The sequence below is a fragment of the Streptomyces sp. GESEQ-35 genome, from assembly GCF_017948485.1.
GTDB lineage: Bacteria > Actinomycetota > Actinomycetes > Streptomycetales > Streptomycetaceae > Streptomyces.
Map to the genome: position 1 here is coordinate 182,342 of NZ_JAFFSX010000017.1, position 22,684 is coordinate 205,025.

At 72.7% G+C, this 22,684-nt stretch carries 24 protein-coding genes; 19 read left to right on the plus strand and 5 right to left on the minus strand.

What is annotated here, in order from left to right; genetic code table 11:
• Window positions 1–1,623, plus strand: a complete 1,623-nt coding sequence (locus tag KCH87_RS29355; RefSeq protein ID WP_210589299.1) for an FAD-binding oxidoreductase — start codon at window positions 1–3, stop codon at window positions 1,621–1,623.
• A gap of 116 nt (window positions 1,624–1,739) precedes the next feature.
• On the opposite strand, the gene KCH87_RS29360 is transcribed toward KCH87_RS29355, so the two are convergent.
• Complete coding sequence (locus KCH87_RS29360; protein ID WP_210589300.1) at window positions 1,740–2,042, minus strand: antibiotic biosynthesis monooxygenase family protein; 303 nt, start codon at window positions 2,040–2,042, stop codon at window positions 1,740–1,742.
• A gap of 143 nt (window positions 2,043–2,185) precedes the next feature.
• Here KCH87_RS29360 and KCH87_RS29365 point away from each other — a divergent pair, with 143 nt between their 5' ends.
• The 14 genes from KCH87_RS29365 (at window position 2,186) to KCH87_RS29430 (ending at window position 16,025) form a co-directional block, all read left to right on the plus strand.
• Window positions 2,186–3,196 carry an ATP-binding cassette domain-containing protein gene (locus tag KCH87_RS29365; RefSeq protein WP_210589301.1) on the plus strand — a complete coding sequence of 337 codons (1,011 nt, stop codon included), beginning with the start codon at window positions 2,186–2,188 and terminating at the stop codon, window positions 3,194–3,196.
• Entirely contained in the window at window positions 3,193–4,017 is an 825-nt protein-coding gene (locus KCH87_RS29370; RefSeq protein WP_210589302.1) for an ABC transporter permease, read from the plus strand. Before KCH87_RS29365 ends, KCH87_RS29370 begins: the two co-directional genes overlap by 4 nt.
• 37 nt (window positions 4,018–4,054) lie before the next feature.
• The gene (locus tag KCH87_RS29375; protein ID WP_210589303.1) at window positions 4,055–6,865 is read left to right on the plus strand and encodes a DEAD/DEAH box helicase; all 2,811 of its coding nucleotides are present in this window, start codon (window positions 4,055–4,057) and stop codon (window positions 6,863–6,865) included.
• On the plus strand, window positions 6,865–8,151 hold the full coding sequence (locus tag KCH87_RS29380) for a hypothetical protein (RefSeq protein ID WP_210589304.1): 1,287 nt from the start codon (window positions 6,865–6,867) through the stop codon (window positions 8,149–8,151). The genes KCH87_RS29375 and KCH87_RS29380 overlap by 1 nt, the downstream gene beginning before the upstream one ends.
• A gap of 154 nt (window positions 8,152–8,305) precedes the next feature.
• A complete protein-coding gene (locus KCH87_RS29385) occupies window positions 8,306–9,799 on the plus strand; it encodes an AMP-binding protein (protein ID WP_210589305.1) in 1,494 nt (497 codons plus the stop codon).
• A gap of 1 nt (window position 9,800) precedes the next feature.
• Entirely contained in the window at window positions 9,801–10,064 is a 264-nt protein-coding gene (locus KCH87_RS29390) for an acyl carrier protein (RefSeq protein WP_210589306.1), read from the plus strand.
• A gap of 2 nt (window positions 10,065–10,066) precedes the next feature.
• Complete coding sequence (locus tag KCH87_RS29395) at window positions 10,067–11,239, plus strand: anthranilate phosphoribosyltransferase (protein WP_210589307.1); 1,173 nt, start codon at window positions 10,067–10,069, stop codon at window positions 11,237–11,239.
• Complete coding sequence (locus tag KCH87_RS29400) at window positions 11,232–11,381, plus strand: hypothetical protein (RefSeq protein WP_210589308.1); 150 nt, start codon at window positions 11,232–11,234, stop codon at window positions 11,379–11,381. The genes KCH87_RS29395 and KCH87_RS29400 overlap by 8 nt, the downstream gene beginning before the upstream one ends.
• A complete protein-coding gene (trpA, locus tag KCH87_RS29405) occupies window positions 11,374–12,450 on the plus strand; it encodes a tryptophan synthase subunit alpha (RefSeq protein WP_210589309.1) in 1,077 nt (358 codons plus the stop codon). Before KCH87_RS29400 ends, trpA begins: the two co-directional genes overlap by 8 nt.
• Window positions 12,451–12,466: 16 nt before the next feature.
• Entirely contained in the window at window positions 12,467–12,841 is a 375-nt protein-coding gene (locus tag KCH87_RS29410; RefSeq protein ID WP_210589310.1) for an ectoine synthase, read from the plus strand.
• Window positions 12,841–13,980 carry an acyl-CoA dehydrogenase family protein gene (locus KCH87_RS29415; protein ID WP_210589311.1) on the plus strand — a complete coding sequence of 380 codons (1,140 nt, stop codon included), beginning with the start codon at window positions 12,841–12,843 and terminating at the stop codon, window positions 13,978–13,980. Before KCH87_RS29410 ends, KCH87_RS29415 begins: the two co-directional genes overlap by 1 nt.
• Window positions 13,981–14,008: 28 nt before the next feature.
• Window positions 14,009–14,668 (plus strand): transglutaminase family protein, encoded by a 660-nt coding sequence (locus KCH87_RS29420; RefSeq protein ID WP_210589312.1) that lies wholly within the window; start codon window positions 14,009–14,011, stop codon window positions 14,666–14,668.
• Window positions 14,668–15,336, plus strand: a complete 669-nt coding sequence (locus KCH87_RS29425) for an N-(5'-phosphoribosyl)anthranilate isomerase (protein ID WP_210589313.1) — start codon at window positions 14,668–14,670, stop codon at window positions 15,334–15,336. The genes KCH87_RS29420 and KCH87_RS29425 overlap by 1 nt, the downstream gene beginning before the upstream one ends.
• A complete protein-coding gene (locus tag KCH87_RS29430) occupies window positions 15,333–16,025 on the plus strand; it encodes an indole-3-glycerol-phosphate synthase (protein WP_210589314.1) in 693 nt (230 codons plus the stop codon). The genes KCH87_RS29425 and KCH87_RS29430 overlap by 4 nt, the downstream gene beginning before the upstream one ends.
• Before the next feature lie 276 nt (window positions 16,026–16,301).
• Here KCH87_RS29430 and KCH87_RS29435 read toward each other — a convergent pair whose 3' ends face one another.
• Window positions 16,302–16,907: a DUF2269 domain-containing protein gene (locus tag KCH87_RS29435; protein ID WP_210589315.1), complete on the minus strand. Its 606-nt coding sequence runs from the start codon at window positions 16,905–16,907 to the stop codon at window positions 16,302–16,304.
• Between the two features lie 166 nt (window positions 16,908–17,073).
• Between KCH87_RS29435 and KCH87_RS29440 the strand changes: the two genes are divergently transcribed.
• Genes KCH87_RS29440 through KCH87_RS29455 form a run of 4 tightly spaced genes read left to right on the plus strand, consistent with a single transcriptional unit; the run spans window position 17,074 to window position 20,399 of the window.
• Window positions 17,074–17,934 (plus strand): NAD(P)H-binding protein, encoded by an 861-nt coding sequence (locus tag KCH87_RS29440; RefSeq protein WP_210589316.1) that lies wholly within the window; start codon window positions 17,074–17,076, stop codon window positions 17,932–17,934.
• Entirely contained in the window at window positions 17,931–18,968 is a 1,038-nt protein-coding gene (locus KCH87_RS29445; RefSeq protein ID WP_210589317.1) for an alcohol dehydrogenase catalytic domain-containing protein, read from the plus strand. The genes KCH87_RS29440 and KCH87_RS29445 overlap by 4 nt, the downstream gene beginning before the upstream one ends.
• Window positions 18,969–19,011: 43 nt before the next feature.
• Window positions 19,012–19,455, plus strand: a complete 444-nt coding sequence (locus KCH87_RS29450; RefSeq protein ID WP_210589318.1) for an ester cyclase — start codon at window positions 19,012–19,014, stop codon at window positions 19,453–19,455.
• The gene (locus tag KCH87_RS29455) at window positions 19,452–20,399 is read left to right on the plus strand and encodes an MBL fold metallo-hydrolase (protein ID WP_308298942.1); all 948 of its coding nucleotides are present in this window, start codon (window positions 19,452–19,454) and stop codon (window positions 20,397–20,399) included. The genes KCH87_RS29450 and KCH87_RS29455 overlap by 4 nt, the downstream gene beginning before the upstream one ends.
• A 71-nt stretch (window positions 20,400–20,470) precedes the next feature.
• On the opposite strand, the gene KCH87_RS29460 is transcribed toward KCH87_RS29455, so the two are convergent.
• Genes KCH87_RS29460 through KCH87_RS29470 form a run of 3 tightly spaced genes read right to left on the minus strand, consistent with a single transcriptional unit; the run spans window position 20,471 to window position 22,650 of the window.
• A complete protein-coding gene (locus tag KCH87_RS29460; protein ID WP_210589319.1) occupies window positions 20,471–21,349 on the minus strand; it encodes an NmrA/HSCARG family protein in 879 nt (292 codons plus the stop codon).
• A gap of 24 nt (window positions 21,350–21,373) precedes the next feature.
• Window positions 21,374–22,246 (minus strand): NAD(P)H-binding protein, encoded by an 873-nt coding sequence (locus KCH87_RS29465; protein WP_308298943.1) that lies wholly within the window; start codon window positions 22,244–22,246, stop codon window positions 21,374–21,376.
• Window positions 22,216–22,650 carry an ester cyclase gene (locus KCH87_RS29470; protein ID WP_210589320.1) on the minus strand — a complete coding sequence of 145 codons (435 nt, stop codon included), beginning with the start codon at window positions 22,648–22,650 and terminating at the stop codon, window positions 22,216–22,218. Before KCH87_RS29470 ends, KCH87_RS29465 begins: the two co-directional genes overlap by 31 nt.
• Between the last annotated feature and the right edge of the window lie 34 nt (window positions 22,651–22,684).

Consider the following 22,684-nt stretch of genomic DNA (forward strand, 5'->3'; position numbering starts at 1 on the left):
ATGACTGCTCCCAACCGCAGAAGTTTCGTGGCGGGAACGATCGCCGCGACCGCCGCGGCCGGCATCTCGGCGAATCCGGCCGCCGCGAGCCCGGCCGCCACCACGGCCGGGTCCGAGCCCGTCGTGGTCGACCCGGCGGACCCGCGCTACGAGGACCTCGCCCGGCGCGGCAGCAACAAGCGGTTCTCCGCCCGCCCCGAGTCCTTCGTGCTGGCGACGACCACCGAGCAGGTGGTGCGGGCGGTGCGTGAGGCCGTACGTGACGGCAAGCGCATCGCGGTGCGCAGCGGCGGCCACTGCTACGAGAACTTCGTGGGCGAGGCCTCGGTCCGCCGGGTCATCGACCTGGGCGCGATGGACACCGTCCGCTGGGACGCGGAGCGCGGCGCGTTCGAGATCGGGGCGGGCGCCCGCCTCATGGACGTGTACCGGGCCCTCTACTACGGCTGGGGTGTGACCGTACCGGGCGGCGCCAGCGCGACGGTCGCCTTCGGCGGGCATGTGCAGGGCGGCGGTTACGGCGCCCTGTCCCGCCGGGACGGCATCTCCAGCGACCACCTGCTGGCCGTGGAGGTGGTCGTCGTGGACGCCGCCGGCCGGGTCCGCGCGGTGGTCGCCACGCGGGAGGCACACGACCCGAACCGGGAACTGTGGTGGGCCCACACGGGGGCGGGCGGCGGCAACTTCGGTGTCGTCACCCGCTACTGGTTCCGCTCGCCCTCGGCCAGGGGCACCGACCCCAGGGCCGCGCTGCCGCGCCCGCACGGCAGCGTGCTCACCTCCAACGTGATGTTCCCGCGCGAGGGCATGACCAGGAGCGCGTTCCGCACGCTGGTGGGCAACCACGGCCGCTGGCACGAGCGCAACAGCGGCCCCCGCTCGCCGTACACGGGCCTGTTCAGCGGCCTCGTCCTGCTGGGTCACCAGGGCCAGAACGACCAGGGCCTGAGCGCGATCGCCTTCACCCACCTGGACGCGACGCTGCCCGACGCGCAGAAACTGCTGGACGACCACATAGCCGCGATCAGCGCCGGAGTGGGCGTGGAGGCGTACGTCGCACCACCGGAGACGCTGCCGTGGCTGGCCTCGGTGGAAGCGCTGGCGACGGCGCAGGACGCGGAGACGGGCCGTCAGAAGATCAAGTCGGCATATCTGCGCAGGGCGTTCACGGGCGCCCAGATCGACGTCCTGTACGACCGCCTCGGCAGCACGGACCACACCAACGAATCCAGCTCGGTGTCCATCCAGTCCTACGGAGGCAGGGTCAACACCGTCGCCCCGGCGGAGACGGCTTCGGCCCAGCGCGACTCGGTGATGAAGGCCCTGTTCATGAACACCTGGCAGGACCCGGCCCAGGACGCGGCGAACGTGGACTGGCTGCGGCGCCTCTACGCGGGCGTCTACCGCGACACGGGCGGCGTACCGGCCCCGAACGGCCGCAACGACGGCTGCTTCATCAACTTCCCCGACATCGACATGGCCGACCCGAAGTGGAACACCTCCGGCGTCCCCTGGCACCGGCTGTACTTCGGCGACAACTACCGCCGCCTACAGGCGGTCAAGTCGAAGTGGGACCCACGGGGCGTGTTCCACCACCCGCTGTCCGTACGAGCGGCCCGCTGAGTCATACGGGGACAGCCGCGCCCCAAAGGGGCGCGGGGCTGTATCAATGTGCGGCTCCGCCGCGTGGGCGCGACCAGCCACGACGCGCCCGCAGACGATCGACGACCCATCGCGGCTCAGCGACTCGTGGTCGCCTCCCGCTCCAGCACCGGCGCGTACAGGTTCGGGTCACTGGTGCTCAGCGCCCGCAACGCCGCCGCGTGCGGGGCGAAGTCCGGGTGGGTGACCGCCGCCTGAAAGGCCTCGGCGTCCGTCCATTCGGCGATGTTGACGTACGCGCCGGGCTGCTGCGTGTGGCGCAGCAGCCGGTGGCGCAGGAATCCGGGGCGGTCACGGAAGAAGGCCGAGGTGTCGTCGAAGAGCCGCTCGAACTCCTCGGCCGGACCGGTGACCGTGAACCGGTTGATGAAGGTGACCACGTGTTCCTCCGGGCCGGTGCAACGGGCTGACGTAGACGTACACACGCACGCTTGCGCGCGCGGCTCGAGCCGGACTCGAAGGAGGACCGAGCGGCGGCGTCGACACTGCTCGGACTGCCGCCGACCTACCGGAAGGGACACCCATGGCTAGGCCATCGACGGGATCCGAGTACGCGATCCTCGCCGAGAACGTGTGCAAGCGGTACGGCGACGCCCCGGCCCTGAGCGGGTTCGGGCTGCGGGTGCCCGAGGGCACGGTGCACGGGCTGCTCGGCCACAACGGAGCCGGCAAGACGACCGCGGTCCGCATCCTGTCCACGCTGGCCCGGCTGGACGAGGGCCGCGCCGAGGTGGCCGGTTTCGATGTGGTCCGCGACAGCGCGAAGGTGCGGGCGCGGATCGGGCTGCTCGGCCAGTCCGCCGCGGTCGACGAGGTGCTCAGCGGCCGCCAGAACCTGGTGATGTTCGGCCGGCTGTACCACCTGGGCAAACGCGCGGCCGGTGTGCGCGCGGACGCGCTGCTGGAGCAGTTCGGGCTCGCCGACACGGGGTCGAAGCAGGTCAAGGACTACTCGGGCGGTATGCGACGGCGGCTGGACCTCGCGGCCAGTCTGATTCTTGCGCCGCGGGTGCTGTTCCTCGACGAGCCGACGACGGGCCTTGACCCGCGCAGCCGCAACGAGGTGTGGGCCGCGGTGCGTTCGCTGGTCGAGGACGGCACCACGGTCCTGCTGACCACGCAGTACCTGGACGAGGCGGACCAGCTCGCCGACCGGATCTCGGTGATCGCCTCCCCCGGCGGCGCGGGCGGGCGGCTGATCGCCGAGGGCACCCCCGACGAGCTGAAGTCGCAGATCGGCGGCGACCGGATCGACGTCACGGTCCGCCACAGCGGTGAACTCGCCGCCGCGGCGGGCGTGTTGACCCGGATCACGGGTCAGGAGCCGGACACGGACACCGAGAACCGGCGCGTGGGTGCCCCGGTCCGGGACCGGGTCGCCGCGCTGTCCGAGATCGTGCGCGCGCTCGGCGAGGCGGGCGTCGTGGCCGAGGACATCGCCCTGCGCCGCCCCACCCTGGACGAGGTCTTCCTGCACCTCACCGGCACGGACAGGACCGAGAAGGAAGAGAAGAAGGAAGAGGTGACGGTGTGACCACCGCAGTCCCGCAGTCCGAAGCCGGTACGGGGGGCGTCCGCTGGGCCCTGTCCGACTCCTGGGTGCTGACCGGCCGTTCGCTTGCCCACTGGGCCCGCAACCCCGCCCCCGTCGTCATCGGCCTGCTCTTCCCGATCATGATGGTGCTGATGTTCGGGTACCTGTTCGGCGGGGCGATGCAGGTTCCCGGCGGGGGCAGCTACCGCGAGTTCCTGGTGCCGGGCATGTTCGCCATGACGATGGTCTTCGGCATCGAGGTGACGATGCTGGCCGTGATCAGCGACGCCGCCAAGGGGGTCACCGACCGGTTCCGGTCGATGCCCACGTCCGCCGCGGCGGTGGTGACCGGGCGCAGCATCGCCGACATGCTCAACTCGGTCCTCGGGCTGACCGTGATGGTCCTGTGCGGGCTGGCCGTCGGCTGGCGCGCGAACGACGGGTTCGGCCGGGCGCTGGCCGCCGTCGGCCTGCTCCTGCTGCTGCGCTTCGCCCTGCTGTGGGTGGGCATCTACCTGGGGCTGGTCTTCACGGACCCGGCCGCCGTCACCGCCGTACAGACACTGGTGTGGCCGCTCGGGTTCCTGTCGAACGCCTTCGTCTCGCCGGACACCATGCCGGGCTGGCTCGCCGCGGTCTCCGAGTGGAATCCGCTGTCGGCGACGGTGACGGCCGTACGGCGGCTGTTCGGCAACCCCGGCTGGGACACCGGGACCTGGGCGACGGATCAGGCCATTGTCATGGCCGTGGTGTGGCCGGTGATCATTTTTGCCGTTTTCTTCCCGCTCTCCGTGCGACGCTACCAGCGGCTCGGCAGCTGACACCGGCCACCTCGAACGAAGGGGAACCCAGAGGAACATGGCAGTGATGACGGGCGTTCGGGCCGACGACCTCACGCGGTGCGCGGTGCTCTTCGAGGCTGCCGACCCGCCTCGGGCCGGCACCGTGGTGTTCTGGGATCCGCCGGGTCCGGTGACCCAAGACACGAGTGATGCCGTGGACGTCGTCACCGTCGAGGGCGGCATCCCCGTCACCCGCACCGTGGCGGCCGTGCGGCTGTCCGTCGCGGACGCCCTGCCGGTGCTGGCCGAGGCGGCCCGGCCGGGGGCGGGGGCCCATCCGGCCGCCGCGTTCTGGGGCGGCGCGACCGCGATCGCCCTGCACCTCGCGGCCCGGGAGCGGCTGTTGCCGGGCGTCTCGCCGGGCGGCTACGACGCCTGGCGGACCGGCCCGCTGGACCTGGACGACGTACGACGGTTGCGCGCGCTGGCCGGCGCCGCGCCGCCCGAGGCGTACGCCGCCGCCCTGCCGGGCACCGGTGGTGCGGTGCGGATGGCCGAACCGGAAGGCCTGGTACGGGCGTTCCTGGATGCCGTCGCCGACACGCTGCCGCGTACCCCGGCGGCCCACGCGGCCACCGGCCGGGCCGCCTTCGCCGCCGTCGAGCCCCAGCACGTGCCCCAACTGCGGGCCTGGGCCGAGGAGATCTCGGCGGGGCTGGACTCGGGGGTACGGGTGTCCCTGCGGGTGGAGCTCACGGACACCGGTACCGAAGCCCCTCCCGCCCTGCGCCTGGTCCCCCGCGCCCACAGCCTCGCCGACCCCACTCTCGCCCTCGACGCGGAGGAGCTCTTCGCCAGCGTCGACCACGCCCTCGGCCACCGTGCCCAGGCCGACACCGTGCTGGCCGTACGCCGTGCCGCGGGCGTGTGGGAGCCGCTGGAGCGGCTGTTGCCCGTGCCGCGTGCCATGGACCTGTCCGACCGGGACGTGACCGACCTGCTGGGCGGCGGAGCCGGCCGGCTGCGCGCCCACGGCATCGACGTGCTGTGGCCCGGGGAGACCGGCCGCTCGCTGACCGCCCGTGCCGTGGTCGGCGCCGACCTTCCGCCGCCGGCCGACCTGCGGTCCTTCTTCGGCGGCGACGGCACCGTCGGCCTGCGCTGGCAACTCGACCTCGACGGCGACCCGTTGACGGACGAGGAGACGGACGAGGTCGCCACCGGCCGCCCTGTCGTACGACTGCGGGGTGGCTGGATCCTGACCGGTGCCGGCCTGGCCCGCAAGGCACGCGAGCGGGAGGTGGGCTCGCTCTCCGCGATCGAGGCGCTCGCCGTCGCCCTGACCGGGTACGCGCGCGCCGGCAAGGAGCAGGTGCCGGTGGCGCCCACGCCGTGGCTGCTGGCGCTGCGGGCCCACATCACCGATCCGGACGGCGGCTCCGAGCCCGTACGGCAGCCCGAGGCGCTCGCCGCCACCCTGCGCGACTACCAGCTGCGCGGCCTGCGCTGGCTGGAGCGGATGACCTCGCTGGGGCTGGGCGGCTGTCTCGCCGACGACATGGGCCTGGGCAAGACGATCCAGCTGATCGCGCTGCATCTGCTGCGCCAGGGGCACGAGGACTCCAGCGGCCCGACCCTGGTGGTCTGCCCGGCCTCGCTGCTGGGCAACTGGCAGCGCGAGGTGGGCCGGTTCGCGCCCGGTACGGCGGTACGCCGCTACCACGGTCCGGGCCGCACCCTGGACGGCGCCGACGAGGGGTTCGTCCTGACGACGTACGGCACGATGCGCCTCGACGCCGACCGGCTGGCCGGGCACCGGTGGAGCATGGTCGTCGCCGACGAGGCCCAGCACGTCAAGAACCCGCACTCCAGCACCGCGAAGGCGCTGCGGCTGATCCCCGCCGACGCGAAGATCGCGCTCACCGGCACCCCCGTCGAGAACAGCCTGTCCGAGCTGTGGGCGGTGCTGGACTGGACGACGCCCGGACTGCTGGGCGGATACGGCGAGTTCCGCCGGCGCTGGATGGCACCGATCGAGGCGGAGCGCACCGAGGGCACGCGAGAGCGGCCCACGGCCGCGCGGCTGGCCGGCCTGGTACGCCCGTTCCTGCTGCGCCGCCGCAAGTCCGATCCGGGCATCGCGCCGGAGCTGCCGCCCAAGACCGAGACGGACCGGCCGGTCGCGCTGACCGCCGAGCAGTCGGCGCTGTACCGCGGGCGGGTGGCGGAGGTGCTGGGGCAGATCCGCGGCAGTGAGGGGATCGCCCGCAGCGGTCTGGTCCTGAAGCTGCTCACCGGCCTGAAGCAGATCTGCAACCACCCGGCCCAGTTCCTCAAGGAGGAGGACACGGCGCTGACGGGGCGTTCGGGGAAGCTGGAGCTGCTCGACGAGCTGCTCGACACGATCATCGCCGAGGACGGCGCCGTGCTCGTGTTCACGCAGTACGTCGCCATGGCCCGGCTGCTTCAGCGGCATCTGCGCGAGCGCGGCGTGCCCGCCCAGCTCCTGCACGGCGGTACGCCCGTGCCCAAGCGCGAGGAGCTCGTCCAGCGCTTCCAGGACGGGGAGGTGCCCGTCTTCCTGCTGTCGCTGAAGGCGGCGGGCACCGGCCTGAACCTGACCCGGGCCGAGCATGTCGTGCACTACGACCGCTGGTGGAACCCGGCGGTGGAGGCCCAGGCCACGGACCGCGCGTACCGGATCGGCCAGACCAGGGCCGTGCAGGTGCACCGGCTGATCGCCGAGGGCACCGTCGAGGACCGTATCGCCGCGCTGCTGGAGTCGAAGAAGGAGCTGGCGGACTCGGTTCTCGGCGCCGGCGAGCAGGCGCTGACGGAGCTGACCAACGACGAACTGGCCAACCTGGTCGAGCTGAGGAGCGTGTGATGGCCGGGGGCAAGGACAGCGGTGCCCGGGGCTTTCCCGCGTTCGCCGCACGCAAGGGCGGCCGTGCCCGCGGCCAGTCGTTCTGGGCCAAGGCCTGGACCGAGGCCGTCGAGGACACCTGGCCGGAGGAGGAGCCGCTGAAGCAGGGCCGGGCCTTCGCCCGCACCGGGCGGATCGGTCCGGTCACCGTCAGCCCGGGGCGGATCTCGGCGGAGGTGTACGGCGGCGAGGAAGCCCACACGACGGTGGTCACTCTGCGGGAGCTGGACGACCAGGAGTGGGAGCTGCTGTGGGAGAAGACCGCCGACCGGCCTCAGGAGACGGAGGCGCTGCTGGCGGGTGAGCTGCCGGAGGACCTCCTGGAGGCGGTGGAGGACGCCCGGGTGCGGCTGTTGCCCGGGTACGGGGACCTGGACGCGGACTGCGACTGCGACGCCCTGGACCATCCGTGCCCGCATGCCACGGCCCTGTGCTACCAGGTGTCGTGGCTCCTGGACACGGATCCGTGGCTGTTGCTTCTGGTGCGGGGCAGGGGCGCCGCCGAGGCGGTGGAGGAGCTGAAGTCCGAGCTGCTGCTGCGGGCCATGGCGGGCGACGACGACGCCGACAACGACACTGACGCAGCCGAGGAGAGTCCGGCCGAACTCGCCCTGCCGGACGGCCCGTTGCCCGGTGTGGACCCGCTGGCCGCCTGGTCGCGCCAGGCGTCGCCGCTGCCGGAGCTGCCGCCGCTGCCCGCCGCGCCGGACGGCGCCGAGGAGCCGGTCACCGGCATCGAGGCCGACCCGCTGGAGCAGCTGGTCGCCGACGCGGCCGTACGCGCCAGATCGCTGCTCGGGTACGCCCGGGGCCTGACCGACGGGCCCGCGCCGCCGCTCGACCTGTGGCAGGACACCGTACGCATCGCCGCCACCCATCCCGATCCGAGGGTGCCGGTGCGGCTGCGCGAGAGCTGCGGCAGGCCGCCCGAGGAGCTGGACCGCGCGGCCGAGGCATGGCGCACCGGCGGCGCGGCGGGCCTGGAGGTGCTGGAGCGGACCTGGTCGCCGTCCGTCCAGGAGACCGCGCGGGCGCGAGCGGCGCTCTCGGCGGGCTGGGAGGCGGACGAACTGCCGGAGCTCCAGGTGCGGGACAACCACTGGACGCCGGCCGGGCAGGGCATCCAGCTGCGCCTGGGCCGCGACGGGCGCTGGTACCCGTACCGCCTGCGGGCGGACGAGTGGTGGCCGGCCGGACCTCCGCACAGCGACCCGTCGGACGTCCTCGTGGACCTGACCGACGACTGAACGACCGCGCAGCACGAAGGGGTCCCGTCACCACCCGGTGACGGGACCCCTTCGTGCTGGAGGTGCACCGTGGCTCGATCAATCCTCCAGACCACGACAGCACGATCGGGAGCCACAGGTACCGCGAGGTGCGCACGGAAACGGGGGAGGGATCTTGACCGGATACGCCACGGCACACCGTTCCGCTCTCCTCGACGGCGTGCTCACGCAGGCGCAGCTCACCCCGTACGCGACGGCCCTGGTGTGGCGGGACGAGGAGATCGGCTACGGCGCGCTGCTGCGCCGGGCGGAACGGGAACGGGCCCGCCTGGCGGGTCTGCCGGGCGACGAGCCGGTGGCCGTACCGGCCGTGAAGTCCCCCGGCACCGTCGCGCTCGTCCTGGCCTGTCTGCTGGAGCGCCGCCCGGTCCTGCTGCCCGCCGCCACACTCGGACCCGACGCCCTCGACCGGCTGCACGAGCAGGCAGGTGTACGGCACGTACTGCGGCCCTGCGACGATCCTCCGCCGCCCGGCACGGACGCCCCGCGACCGCCCGCGCCGTCCGCCGGCCGGCCCGCGCTGCTGCTCACCACCTCCGGCTCCACCGGAGCGCCGAAGATCGTCCCGCTGGACGCGGACGCGGTGGACGCCTTCACCGGCTGGGCCGCCGAGGCCTTCGGCATCGGGCCGGGCACGACGGTGCTCAACTACGCGCCGCTCAACTTCGACCTGTGCCTGCTCGACGTGTGGACCACCCTCGCGCACGGCGGCCGGGTCGTCCTCGTCGACCCCGACCACGCCCTCGACGGTCCGCGTCTGCTCGGCCTGCTGACCCGGCATCAGGTCCGGGTCGTCCAGGCCGTCCCTATGTTCTTCCGGCTGCTCGCCGACGCGGCGGACGCCGCCGGGACGGTCCTGCCCGCCGTACGGCACGCCATGTTCACCGGCGACGCCGTCCCCGGGCCGCTGCTCGCCCGGCTGCCCGGGCTGCTGCCCGGCGCCCGGCTGCACAACATCTACGGGTGCACCGAGACCAACGACAGCTTTGTCCACGAGGTGCCCGCCGCGGCCGCGGCGGGCGGCGGTCCGCTGCCGCTGGGCCGGCCGCTGCCCGGCGTCGATGCCCTCGTCGTCACCGACGAGGGCACGGTGCTCGCCGGACCCGGCACCGGTGAACTTCTCGTCTCCACCCCGTTCCAGACCCGCGGCTATCTGGGCGCCGCGGCCGCCGCGCGGGTGTTCGTGCCGCACCCGGCCCGCGGCGGCGCACCAGGTCGCCGCTACTTCCGCAGCGGCGACCTGGTGCGCCGGCACCCGGACGGCTCCCTCACCCTTCAGGGCCGCACCGACTTCCAGGTCAAGGTGCGCGGAGTACGGGTCAACGCCCAGGAGGTGGAGCACGTCCTGCTCGGCCACGACGAGGTCACCGAGGCGGCCGTCCTGGCCCTGCCCGACCCGGTCGCGGGACGGCTGCTGCACGCGGTCGTCCGGCGGGCACCGGGCTCGGGGCTCAACAGCCTGACGCTGCGCGGGCATCTCGCCCGCCGACTGCCCCGGGCGGCGGTCCCCTCCGGCCTGCGGATCGTCGACGACCCGCTGCCCAGGACCTCCACCGGCAAGGTCGACCGCGACCGGGTCGCTTCGGCCCACTTCACCAAGGAGAACTGACATGCAGTACGCCCAGGCCGTCAAGGAGTTCGTCGTCAAGGAGTTCCTGCCGGACGTGCCGGCCGAGGAGCTCGCCGACGACCTCGACCTCATGGCGAACGGCGTCATCGACAGCCTCGGGCTGCTCAAGGTGATCGCCTGGCTGGAGGACCGCTACGGCGTCAACACGGACGCCGTCGACCTGGACCCGGAGTCCTTCACCTCCGTCGCGGCGATCGCCTCCTTCCTCGCGGACGCGCCGCGCGAGCACGCGGGGGCCGCGTAGCCATGCATGAGGCCGTCGTCTCGCTCATCGGCCGGGACCGTCCCGTGGAGCTGCCGGTGTGGCGGTCGTTCTGGGACCAGCTGCACGCCGGAGGCCTGCGCCGGGGCGAGGCCACGGCCCTGCTCGCCTCGCTGTCCACGAGGATGCCCGACCGGGTCACGCTTCAGGCGTTCCTGGACTCGCTGGCCGAGCGCCGGCCGGCCCGTCCGGCAGACGTGTTCGCCGGCGCCGTCAACATCGTCGGCACCGGCGGCGGTCCGCGCACCTTCAACGTCTCCACGGCGGCCGCCTTCGTGGCGGCGGCGATGGGCGTGCGGGTCGTCAAGACCGGCTCCCGCGCCTACACCAGCTCCTGCGGATCGCTCGACCTGCTGGAGCGGCTCGGCATCGCGCCGACCACGTCGTACGAGCAGACCCGGGACACCCTGGAGCGCTGCGGTGTCGCCTTCGCCGGGTACTTCGTGTACCCCGCGGAGATCGCGCTGCTCGCCCGGGCCGTCGCACCGCTCGACCTGCGCCGACTGGGGTCGTTCATCAACACGCTCGGCCCCTTCCTGGCCGACATGCCGGTGCGCGCGCAGGTGACCGGGGTGTCCCGGCCGCAGGCGACAAGCGGGTCCGGCGAAATTCGGTGCGGTTCAGCCGCGCCCCAAAGGGGCGCGGGGAACTGCGCGACCAGCCACAACGGGCCCGCAGCCGAGAGACGACCCATCGCGGCACAACCCGCGGAGCGCCTCGCGGGGCTGCGACAGGCGGCCGGGCATGTCTCCCGGGCAACGGGCCGGACAGTATGGCTGGCCGACAACGACGCCGGCGCCGACGAACTCCTCGCCTTCACCGCCAACCGGGTCCGGTCCTACGAGGACGGCGCCGAGGACGAGTTCACCCTGTCGCCCGGCGCGCTGGGCCTGGGCTCCGGCAGCCTGGCGGACCTGACCCGGCCCGAGGAGGCCGGTGTACAGCAAGCCACGGACCTCTTCCTGGAGGTCCTCGCCGGCCACGGCACCCCGGCGGCCACCCAGACCGTCTGCCTCAACGCCGCCGCCCTGGCGGTAGCGGGCCGGATGACGGGCGACTGGCACGAGGCACTGCGCGCGGCCCACGCCACGGTGCACGACGGCACGGCCCTGTCCTTGATCGACCGCCTGCGCACCCGGGAGCCGGCCCATGCCTGAACGTCTCCTGCCCACGACCCCGGCATCGGGCCACGTACCCGTCCCGCCGCCGCTGGCGGGCCTGGCCCCGGACGCGGTACCGGGCGTGGCGGCCCTGTCCTTGATCGACCACCTGCGGACGAGGGAGGCAGCCCATGCCTGAGCGTCTCCTGCCCACGACCCCGGCATCGGGCCACGTGCCCGTCCCGCCGCCGCTGGCGGGCCTGGCCCCGGACGCGGTGACGGGCGTGGCGGCCCTGTCGTCGGCGTCCTGCCGGGCCGCAGCCGACGCCCCGGCCAGCCCCTCGTCCGGGCCGTCAGGACAGCCTCGCCGCGCCCGTCGGCCGACAGCAGACGGGGGGCGCGTGAGCGCCGGCCGGGGGTCCGAGGGCGCGCACCCCCAAGTCCCCGCAGGCAGCGGCGGGTTCTTCGCGCACCGCCGCCCCGGCCGCCCGGGAATCGCCGTGTTCCTCAACGCAGGCGATCCTCCGTTGGAGACCCTGCCCGAGCTCGCCGCGATGCTCGACGACAGCGACATCGACTGTCTCGAACTGGCCGTGCCGTTCCCGGACTCCGTCACCGACGGCGCCGTGATCCGGCGCAGCGCCGACCGTGCGCTGTCCCGCGGGATCACCCTCGACGCCGTCCTGGACGCGGTGGCAGCCGTGCGCCCGTCCCTGCGCCGGCTGCGGATCGCCCTGCTCGCCGACTGGAGCCACACGGTCAAGGACCGGGACCTGGGCGACTTCGCCCACGCCGTCGCCGACGCCGGCTGCGACGGCCTGCTGCTGCACGGTCTGCCGCCGAGGCTGCGGGCCGCCCACTACGAGGCCGCCCACCTGGCCGGACTGCCGCTGGTCACGACCTGTTATGCGGTCTCCGCCCCGGCGGTCGTGGCGGAGGCCGCCGAACACGCCTCCGCCTACCTCTATCTGGTCGCCCACTACGGCCGCAGCGGCACCGCCGCCGCCCCGGACCACGACCGGCTCGCCGCGACCCTCACCGCACTGCGCGCCACGACCCGCGTCCCGGTCGCCGTCGGATTCGGCGTCCGCACAGGGGCCGACATCGCCGCCATGGAGGAGCTGGGCGCTGACGCCGCCGTCGTCGGCAGCGCCGGCGTGGCCCGTATCGAGCGGGCCCTGGCCGAACGGCGCGACCCCGTACGGGAGTTCGCCTCCTTCGTCACGGAGCTGCGCCGCCCGGTCGTCCGCCACCTCACCATCGTATGAAGGAAGGAAGCCACACATGATCGTGCGCAACATCGACAGCGTCCGCTGCGTCGACTGGGGCAACGGCCTCAGCCGCCGGTTCCTCACCGAGTCGGACGGCCTCGGCTATACCGTCACCGACACGATCGTGCGGGCCGGCACCAAGTCGCGGCTGGAGTACCGCCGTCACCTGGAGGCCTGCTACTGCATCGCGGGAAGCGGCGAGATCGTCGACATGAGCGGCGACTCCCATCCCATCGCCCCCGGCACGCTCTACGCCCTCGACCAGCACGACGCGCACTGGCTGATCGCCGGCCCGGACGAGGACCTGCGCCTGGTGTGCATGTTCACGCCGGCGCTGCGCGGCGACGAGCGTCACCACCTCGACTCGGACGGGTTCTCCCACTACTGATGATCACGTGGACCGAGGACCAGCGACGGCTGCGCGAGGGTCTCGCGCCCCTGCTGGAGAAGCTCAGCGACGGACACGTCGAGCGGGACGCCGAGGCCGCGTTCCCGCGCGCGCAGTGGGACCTGCTGCGCGCGACGGGGATCCTGGGCCTGCCCTTCGAGGAGCGGTGGGGCGGGCTCGGCCAGGATCTGCTGACCACGATGTACGTCCTGGAAGGGCTGGGTCTGGGCTGCCGTGACGCGGGGCTGAACTTCTCCGTGTGCAGCCACCTGGTCAGCACCGGCGTCCCGTTGCAGCGTTTCGGTTCCGAGGAGTTGAAGGCCCGCTATCTGCCCGGGCTGTGCTCCGGCGAGCTGATCGGCGCCCATGCGATCAGCGAGCCCGACAGCGGTTCGGACGCGCTGGCGATGCGTACCCGGGCCGAGCGGGACGGCGACGACTACGTCCTCACCGGCGGCAAGGCCTTCGTCAGCAACGGCCCGGTCGCCGATGTGATCACCGTGTACGCCCGCACCAGCGACCGCCCCGGCCCGCTGAGCGTCACCGCGTTCCTCGTCGACCGTGACACGCCCGGTCTCACCGTGGGGCGGCCGGTGGCGAAGATGGGGCTGCGCACCTCCCCGCTGTGCGAGCTGTACTTCGACGAATGCCGGGTCCCGGCGACGCAGATCGTCGGCCGCAGGGGCGGCGGCTTCCTCGTCCTGGACCATGTGATGCGCTGGGAGATCCTGTGCTCCTTCGTCATCAACGCGGGCGAGATGCGCGACCGGGTCGGGCGCTGCGCCGAGTACGCCCGTACCCGTACCCAGTTCGGGCAGCCGATCGGCTCCTTCCAGGCCGTGTCCCACAAGATCGTGGACATGGAGATCGGGGTGGAGACCGCCCGGCACTGGCTGTACTCGGCCGCGGCCAAGCTGGCCGCCGGCGAGAACGTCACCCGTGACATCGCGATCGCCAAGCTCGTCACCAGCGAGGCCAACGTCGCCTCGGCGCTCGCCGCGGTGCAGATCTTCGGAGGCAACGGCTACATGGCCGAGTACGGCATCGAGAAGGAACTGCGCAACTCGGTCGCCGGGACGATCTACTCCGGCACGTCCGAGATCCAGCGCAACCGCATCGCCTCGATGCTCGGCCTGTGACCCCCCAAGGAAAGCGGACCACACCACCATGACCGCCCTGGCAGCAACCGAGTTCATCGACCACCACAGCCCGGAGGTGCACGCCTTCGTCCACCGGACCCTGCCGCCGACCGCCACCACCCCCACCGAGCGGGCGGTGGCCCTGTACTACGCCGTACGGGACGGCATCCGCTACGAGGTCTACGGCGCCGACCTCACCCGCGAGGGCCTGCGTGCCAGTCAGGTCGTGCGCACCGGCGCCGGGATGTGCCTGCACAAGTCGGTGCTGTACACGGCCGCCCTGCGTTCCCTCGGCATCCCGGCCCGCCTGGTCCTGACCGACGTACGCAACCATCTCGCGTCCGAGCGGCTCAAGGAGCTGCTGGGCGGGGACGTGTTCCACCAGCACGGGCTGACCGCACTGCGCCTCGACGGGCGTTGGGTGAGGGCGACCCCGGTGTTCAACAAGACCTTGTGCCGGCTGTACCGGATGGCCCCGCTGGAGTTCGACGGCACCGCCGACAGCGTCCACCACCCCTTCGACGTGCAGGGCCGGCGCCAGATGGAGTTCCTGCGCGAGCACGGCGAGTTCGACGACCTTCCCTATGAGCGGGTGATCGGCGACCTGCGGACCGCTCACCCGCGGCTGTTCGACGCGGCGGGTGAGCGCTTCGCCGAGGGTTCCCTGGTACGCGAGGCGGCCGCCTAGTGCTGGTCAAGTTCTGCGGTGCCACGACCGCGGCCGAGGTGCGGGGCGTCGCCGACGCGGGCGCCGACCTGGTCGGGCTGTGGCACGGGGTTCCGGGCGGGCGCGCGGAGCTGTCCGTACGGCGGCTGGCCGGGCTGGCCGCCGAGGCGCGGGCCACGGGCCGGCTCGATGCCGTGCTGGTCACCTTCGGCTCCGACGCCGAGGCCCTGGCCCGGCTGACGGCCGGCGGCGGCCCGTCGTGGATCCAGCTGCACGGCTACCAGCCGCCCGCAACGGTCCGCGCCCTGCGCACACTGGTCCCCGACGGCGTACGCATCGTCAAAGTGCTGCACGTACAAGGCGGTTCCTGTGTGGAGGCGGGGCTGATCGGCGCCTACGAACGGGCCGGCACGGACTGTTTCCTGCTGGACGCGGTCACCGCCGAGGGGCGGATCGGCAGCACGGCGGAGAGCCTGGACGAGGCCACGGTGACCGCTCTGGCCGACCGTATAACCCGTCCCTTCCTCCTGGCGGGCGGATTGAGCGCGGACAACCGGGACCGGTTCGCCGACGCAGTCACCCATCCCCGTTTCCTCGGCATCGACGTGGACTCCGCCGCGCGCGGCGCGGACGGACTGCTCGCCCCGGCGAACGCGGCGGCGGTGGCCGGCGCCTGGAGGACGTCATGACGTTCGTTCAGGCACTGACGTCGGCCGCACGTCCGGTGATCATGGAGGTCAAGCGGCGGGACGCCGACGGCACCGACCTCATGGGCGCGCGCACGGTCGCCGAGGTCGTCGCCGGGTACGAGGAGGCAGGGGCGCCGTGCGTCTCGGTGGTCACCGGCCGCTGGTTCGGCGGCAGCGAGGAGCTGCTGAGCGAGGTCGCCGCGTGCACCGGTCTGCCGTTGCTGCGCAAGGACTTCCTCACCTCACGCCGCCAGCTGGAGCGCAGCCGTGAACTCGGCGCCTCCGCAGTGCTGCTGACGGTGAAGGTACTGCCCGCCGACGTCCTGGCAAGGCTGGTGGACCATGCGCTCGACCTGGGCCTGACCCCGTTCGTCGAGGTCGCCGACGCGGCCGAGGTGGCCGCGGTGCCCCGGCCGTCCGCGTGCGTGATCGCCGTCAACAACAAGGACATCGCCACCCGCGAGCGGCTCCCCGGCAACCTCGACCGCAGCGCCGCCCTGCTCCCCGCCGTGCTGAACACCGCCCCCCGCTGCACCGTCAGCGCAAGCGGCATCACCGACCCCACCGACGCGGCCCGACTGCTCGACGCAGGCTTCAACGGCCTGCTCATCGGCACCGGCCTACTGCGCGCAACGCACCCGACGCAGTGGTGCACGGCCCTGGACACGGCACGGGCCAGGTCGAGGTGAAGTCGGCAGCGCCCCCGAAGGGGCGCGGGACTGCACTGATATGCGGCTCCGCCACGACCCGGGGGGGGCAGCGCCCCAAAGGGGCGCGGGGAACTGCGCGACCAGCCCCCACCGGCCCGCGGAAAACGAACCGGCGTGGGCGAGACCGGGGGCAGCGCCCCCGAAGGGGCGCGGGGCTGCATTGATTTGCGGCTCCGCCGCGTGGGCGCGACCAGCCCCCACCGGCCCGCGGCCAACGAACCGCCTATCCAGCGGAGCGGACACGCTCGGAGTGGTTCAGGCGCGCCGGGCACGGCCAGTGACACGGCGGCCGCGGGCCGTGCGGCCCCACGGCTTGTACACGGAGATCACGGCCGCAGCCGTGAGCAGGGCGAACAGCAACGGCACGCTCCACACCAGGAAGTCGGCGGGCCAGCCGGGCCGCGGCGGGACGCCGCCCGCCTCGGCGGTGTTCTCGGTGGCCTCGATGACGATCGGGTGGATGACGAACCAGGCGAAGATCGTCATGAAGAGGGTGATCACCCACTTGGCGATGATCCACCAGTGCAGCAGCAGGCCCCAGGCCGTGCCGCAGGACAGCAGGATGCCGGAGATCGCGGCGGTGACGCTGAACACCGTGACGCTGGTGTCGTCGAAGACGTACATCGCGTAGAAGACGCCCTTGGCGATCGCCGCGTCCTCGGTGGTGAACCCCATGACGGCCAGGACGGCCATGGATAGCGACAGCCCGACCCAGCCGACGGACGTGACGACATGGATCGCGAGCGTCAACCTGCGGGCCCGGCGGCTGAGTTCGAACCTCTTCTTCTTCGCGGTCTTCCGGTTCGCGGTGTTCTCGTTCGCGGTGTTCTGGTTCCTGACGGCGCTCTGGGGAGCGGACAAAACGCAGCCTCGCCTTCGTCCTGTGGGGGTGTCGACAGCGGATCCGATGGTTCCTTCCGCTGCTTGAGGCCTGGTGGAGACCGGTCGACCGGCTCTCCGGGCATCCTCCAGCGGCCCGCCGGACGCTGAGCACGACTTGGATGACCGACGAACTCGTGGAGCAGGCGTGACAGTTCTGGTGACAGGTGCAACAGGATCGGTCGGCCGGCATGTGGTCGAGCGGCTCGTGACCGCGAGCGTCCCGGTGCGGGCGCTGACGAGGAACCCGGCCACCGCCGGCCTGCCGGCGGGCGTCGACGTCCGCGAGGGCGACCTCACCAGCCCCGACACGCTGCGCGCGGCGCTGCACGGGGTGGAGCGGCTCTATCTCTTCCCGGTGCCGGAGACCGCCCGTGAGGTCGTCGCGGCAGCGAAGGAGGCCGGGGTGCGCCGTATCGTCGTGCTCTCGTCCTCCTCCGTCCTGGACGAGTCCGGCGACAACCACAGCGGCGAGCACCACCGTGCCGTGGAACGTGCCGTGGAGGAGTCCGGCCTCGACTGGACCTTCGTACGGCCCGACGAGTTCGCCACCAACGTCCTGTGGAAGTGGGGCCACTCGATCCGCGCCGAGGGCGTGGTGCGTGCCCCGTACGGCAACGCCCCGCGCGTGCTGATCCACGAGGCGGACGTCGCGGCCGTCGCGGCGACCGCGCTGCTTCAGGACGGGCACACGGGCCGTGCGTACGTCCTCACCGGCCCCGAGGCGATCACCCAGGCCGACCAGGTGCGGGCGATCGCCGGGGCGCTGGGGCGGGAGATCCCGTTCGTGGAGATCACTCCCGACGAGGCCCGCGAGCAGATGGGGCAGGCCATGCCCGCGCCGGTGGTGGAGATGGTCCTCGGCTATCTGGCCGACGCCGTCGTCAACCCGCCCGCGGTCCTGGACACCGTGGAGCGCGTCACCGGCGTACCCGCCCGGACCTTCGCCCGGTGGGCCGCCGACCACGCCGGCGACTTCGCGTCCGTGCCCGAGGGGGCCGCCGTATGAGCGTCGACGCCACCGCCGCGCTCACGGGTACGCGGGTCACGATGACGGGCAGCGGCGAGCCCGAGCAGCAGCTCGTCACCGGCCACGAGACGGTCCCGGCCGCGGGCCGCGGCAAGGTCGTGGTGCGGGTCGAGGCGGCGGGCGTGTCGTTCGCCGAGGTCCAGATGCTCCAGCATCTGCACCCCTTCCCGCCGCGCTTCCCCTTCGTGCCGGGCTACGACCTGGTGGGACGGATCACGGAGGTCGGCGAGGGCGTCACCGCCTGGCGGGTGGGCGACCGGGTCGCCGCCATGCCCCGCTACGGCGCCTGGCAGGAGTACGTGGAGACGCCGGCCAAGCACCTCGCCCCGGTGCCCGAGGACCTGGACGCCGCCGAGGCCGTCGCGCTGGTCGCCAACGGGGTGACCGCCTATCAGATGCTGGACCGGCTGACCGGCCTGGCGCCCGGCGACACCGTGCTGGTGCACGGGGCGAGCGGCGGCGTGGGCACGGTGCTCGCCCGGCTCGCCGTCCACCGCGGGCTGCGCGTCATCGGCACCGCGTCCCCGGCCAAGCACGAGACCGTCCGGGCGCTGGGCGCCGAGCCCCTCGACTACCGCACCCCCGACCTGCCGTCGGCGGTACGCGGGCTGGCGCCCGGGGGCGTGCAGGCGGTCTTCGACCACATCGGCGGCCGGGGCCTGGACGACAGCTGGGCGATGCTCGCCAGGGGCGGCACGCTGGTGTCGTTCGACTCCTCCGTCGCCGGATACCGGCCGGGGCAGTGGTTCCGCCCGCACGTCCCGGCGCTGCTGCGCACCGCCCGCCGCTTCCTGGCCCGGCTGCTGGGGCTGACCGGCGGACGCCGGATGACGATGTACTACGTCAAGCCGGGCCCGGACTTCAACGCCGCCCTGGACGCCCTGTACGGACTGCTCGCCGAGGGTGTGCTGAAGCCGGAGATCGCGGGCCGCCACCAGTTGGACGGGGCCGCCGACGCGCTGCGGCAGCTGCTGGAGGGTCGCTCCGTCGGCAAGCACGTCCTCCTTCCCTGACCCGCGCGCCGCCGACTCTTTCGATCACACAAAGGAATTCACCATGTCCACGACGCTGACCGAGCAGTCCGTCCAGCAGCGCAACAAGCAGATCGCGCTGGACTGTGCCGCCGCCTGGAACCGCTGGGAACTGGACGGCATCATGAAGCACTGGTCCCCGGACATCCGGCACTTCTCCGAGGACCGTCAGGTCGACACCCAGCAGATGATCGGCGCGATGCAGGGCGGCCTCGCCGCCTTCCCCGACCTCCACCTGGACGTCAAAAGCGCCGTCTCGGAGGGCGACCGGGTCATCCTGCGGATCACCGTGACGGCGACCCACCTGGGCGAGTTCATGGGCAAGGCCCCGACCGGGAAGAAGGTCACCTGGTTCATGCTGGAGGAGCTGCGCTTCGACGACGCCGGCCGGATCATCGAGCACTACGACGTCTTCAACTACCTGCCGATGCTCAAGGAGCTGGACTTCGTCGCCGCGGACGTGATGTGAGCGCCGGCCTGCTCGAGACCGCGCTGACCGAGGCCGCGCTGACCGAGGCCGCGCTGACCGAGGTCGCCGACGGGGTGTACGCCTTCGTGCAGCCCGACGGCGGCTGGTGTCTGAGCAACGCGGGCCTGGTCGTCGGCGACGGGGGCGGCGGTGTGCTCGTCGACACCGCGGCGACCGAGGCCCGGGCGCGCCGGCTGCGCGAGGAGGTGCTGCGGCATACGGGCACCCCGCCGCGCACCCTGGTCAACACGCACTTCCACGGCGACCACACCTTCGGCAACCACCTCTTCCCGGAGGCCGTGGTCGTCGCGCACGAGCGGACCCGCTCCGACATGGCGGCGGCGGGCCTGCATCTGACGTCCCTGTGGCCGGACGTGTGCTGGGGCGACATCGAACTCGCGCTGCCCGAGATCACCTACCGCGACGCGCTCAGCCTGCACACGGGCGGGGTGCGGGTGGAGCTGCTGCATCTCGGGCCGGCCGCGCACACCACCAACGACACCGCGGTGTGGCTGCCCGAGCAGCGGGTGCTGTTCACCGGCGACGTGGTGATGTCCGGTGTCACACCGTTCTGCGTGATGGGCTCGGTCAGCGGCTCCCTGGACGCCCTGGACCGTATGCGCGGCCTGGATCCGCTGGTGGTCGTGCCCGGCCACGGACCGGTCGGCGGCCCCGAGGTGATCGACGCCAACGAGGCCTACTTCCGCTGGCTGCGGGATCTGGCCCGCAAGGGCGTCGCGGACGGGGCGAGCCCGCTTCAGCTGGCCCGGGCCACCGGCCCCGGCCCGTTCGCGGAACTCCTGGACGCCGAACGGCTGGTGCCGAACCTGCACCGGGCCTACGCGGAGGAGCACGGGGCCGCACCCGGACAGCGGCTGGACATCCCGGCCCTGTTCCAGGAGATGACGGAGTATCACGGCAGGCTGCCGGACTGCCGCGCCTGACCCGCAACGAGGTGAGGGGCGCGACCGCCGTGCGGCGGTCGCGCCCCTCACTCGTGCTCGTTCTCGTGCGGTCAGACGTCGATGCCCTTCAGGTACGTAGCGAAGGTGTGCAGCCCCGGGTGCTCCGCACGCAGTGCGGGGATGTCCGCGCGGTACCCGTGCTCCTGGAACCACTCGAACATGAGGGCGATCTCAGGGGCGTTGGGGATGTACGGGTTGGCCGCGACCGCGTCGAGCGGCAGTTCCTCGAAGCGGGCCGGCAGTCCACTGCGGGCCGCGAACGCCTCGGCGACCTCGGTGGCCGTCACTTCGTCGCCCGCCAGCTCGACCGCCCGGCCGAGATACTCCTCCGGGTGGTCGAAGGCCTGCGCGGCGAAGTACCCGATGTCGTCCACGGCGATGAACTGCACCCGCGTGTCCGGCTTCAGCGCCAGCTGCACCACCAGTGTGCCGTCGACGTTCTGCGGGCCGTGCGCGGCGAAGTTGTCCATGAAGAACGACGGACGCAGCACCGTCGCGGGAACGCCCAGCTCCTCCAGGTACCGCTCGATGTGCCGCTTGGAGTCGAAGTGCGGGACGCCGCTGTGCCGTTCGGCCCCGCCCACCGAGCTGTACACCACGTGCGCGACACCGGCGGCCTTCGCCGCCCGGGCCACCGCACGGCCCTGCCGGACCTCGCCGCCCAGGCCCTTCGGCGTCATGAAGGTCTGCACGGAGAAGACTCCGTGCACGCCCTCCATGGCCGCACGCAGCGAGGCCTCGTCGTCCAGGTCGCCGGTGACCAGCCGCACGCCGAGTCCGGCGAGCGCGCGGGCCGCGTCGGAGTCCGGGTTGCGCACCAGGGCCGCCGTGTCCCGGCCGCGCCGCACCAGTTCGCGCGCGGTGGCACCGCCCTGGAGGCCGGTGGCCCCGGTGACCAGGATCGTGCCGTTCGCCTCGGTCGTCGTCATGTCGTACGCCTCTCTGAGCTCTCGTCAGCCGAACAGCGCGGCGTTGGCCACGGCCCAGGCACGGTAGGGACGGGGGTCACGGCCGGTCAGGTCCCGCACGGCCGTCGTGGACGTGGCCCACGGGACCTCGGGGCTGTGCAGCGCGGCCACGTTGGTCTCCGCCGCCGCCCGGTCGCCGGTGATACCGGCGAAGACCTCCACGACCTCCTCCTGGGAGGCGACGGAGAAGCTCAAGGACCGGCCCAGGACGTCGCCCAGGATGCGGGCCTGCTCCTCGGAGGTGAGGACCTCGCCGCCGGTCAGGACGTACGCCTTGCCACGGTGGCCGTCCTGGGTGAGCGCGGCGACGGCGGCGGAGGCGATGTCGTACTCGTCGATCGGCGCACCGGGGTTGTTGCCGATCCAGCAGCGCACCGAGGAACTCTCCTGGACCGTCTTGGTCCACCACGAGGTGTTGGCGTGGAAGGGGCCGGGGCGCAGGAACGTGGTGGCGGCGCCGGAAGCGGTGATCTCCCGCTCCGCCGCCCGGTGTTCCTCTGCGATGCCGTGCGGCAGCGGGTGCAGCACGCTCGCCGAGGACAGGAACACGAGGTGCTCGACATCGGCGGCCCGGGCGGCCTCGGCGATGTTGCGGGCCTCCCCCGCCACATCGCCGGAGAGCACCACCAGCGCCGCGGTGACGCCCGTGAACGCGGCGGCCAGGGAGGCGGGGTCGGCGGGGCTGCCGGCCACGACGTCGACGCCCTCGGGGAGGCCGGCCTCCTCGGGCGTGCGGCTGAGCGCCCGCACCTTGCGGTCCAGTGCGGTGAGTTGGCCGACGGCCTCACGGCCGACCTTGCCCGTCGCTCCGGTGACGAGGATCATGGTCAGGCCCTCCAGCCCTGCGGCTCCGGCCACGGCGAGCCGAGCTGACGGTAGGTGCCCTGGTAGTCCGGCCAGTCCCGGTGGTCACGGATCTTGCCGTCGACGAAGCGGATGAGGTGGATCTGCTCACCGGAGAACCTGCGGCCGGTCGGTGCCATGCCGACCAGGTCCCCGATGTGACGGCCGTACAGGACGAGGTTGGCGCGCACCCAGTCGCCGCGCTCCTCCAGCAGCACCTCCTCCAGGTGGGCCTCCTCGGAGAACGTCATACGCAGCCACTTGACGGCCATCGCGAAGGAATCCGGGCCGCGCAGGTCCATGTGTTCCATCGTCGCCGGGTTCAGATAATCCGGGTGAATGTATTCCGCGACGTCCCCGGTGTCACCGGTGTTGTAGGCCTCGATCATGCGGCGCACCGCGGTTATCTGGCTGCTCATCGAATTCCTTCCACGGTCGCCTCCAAGGGCGTCG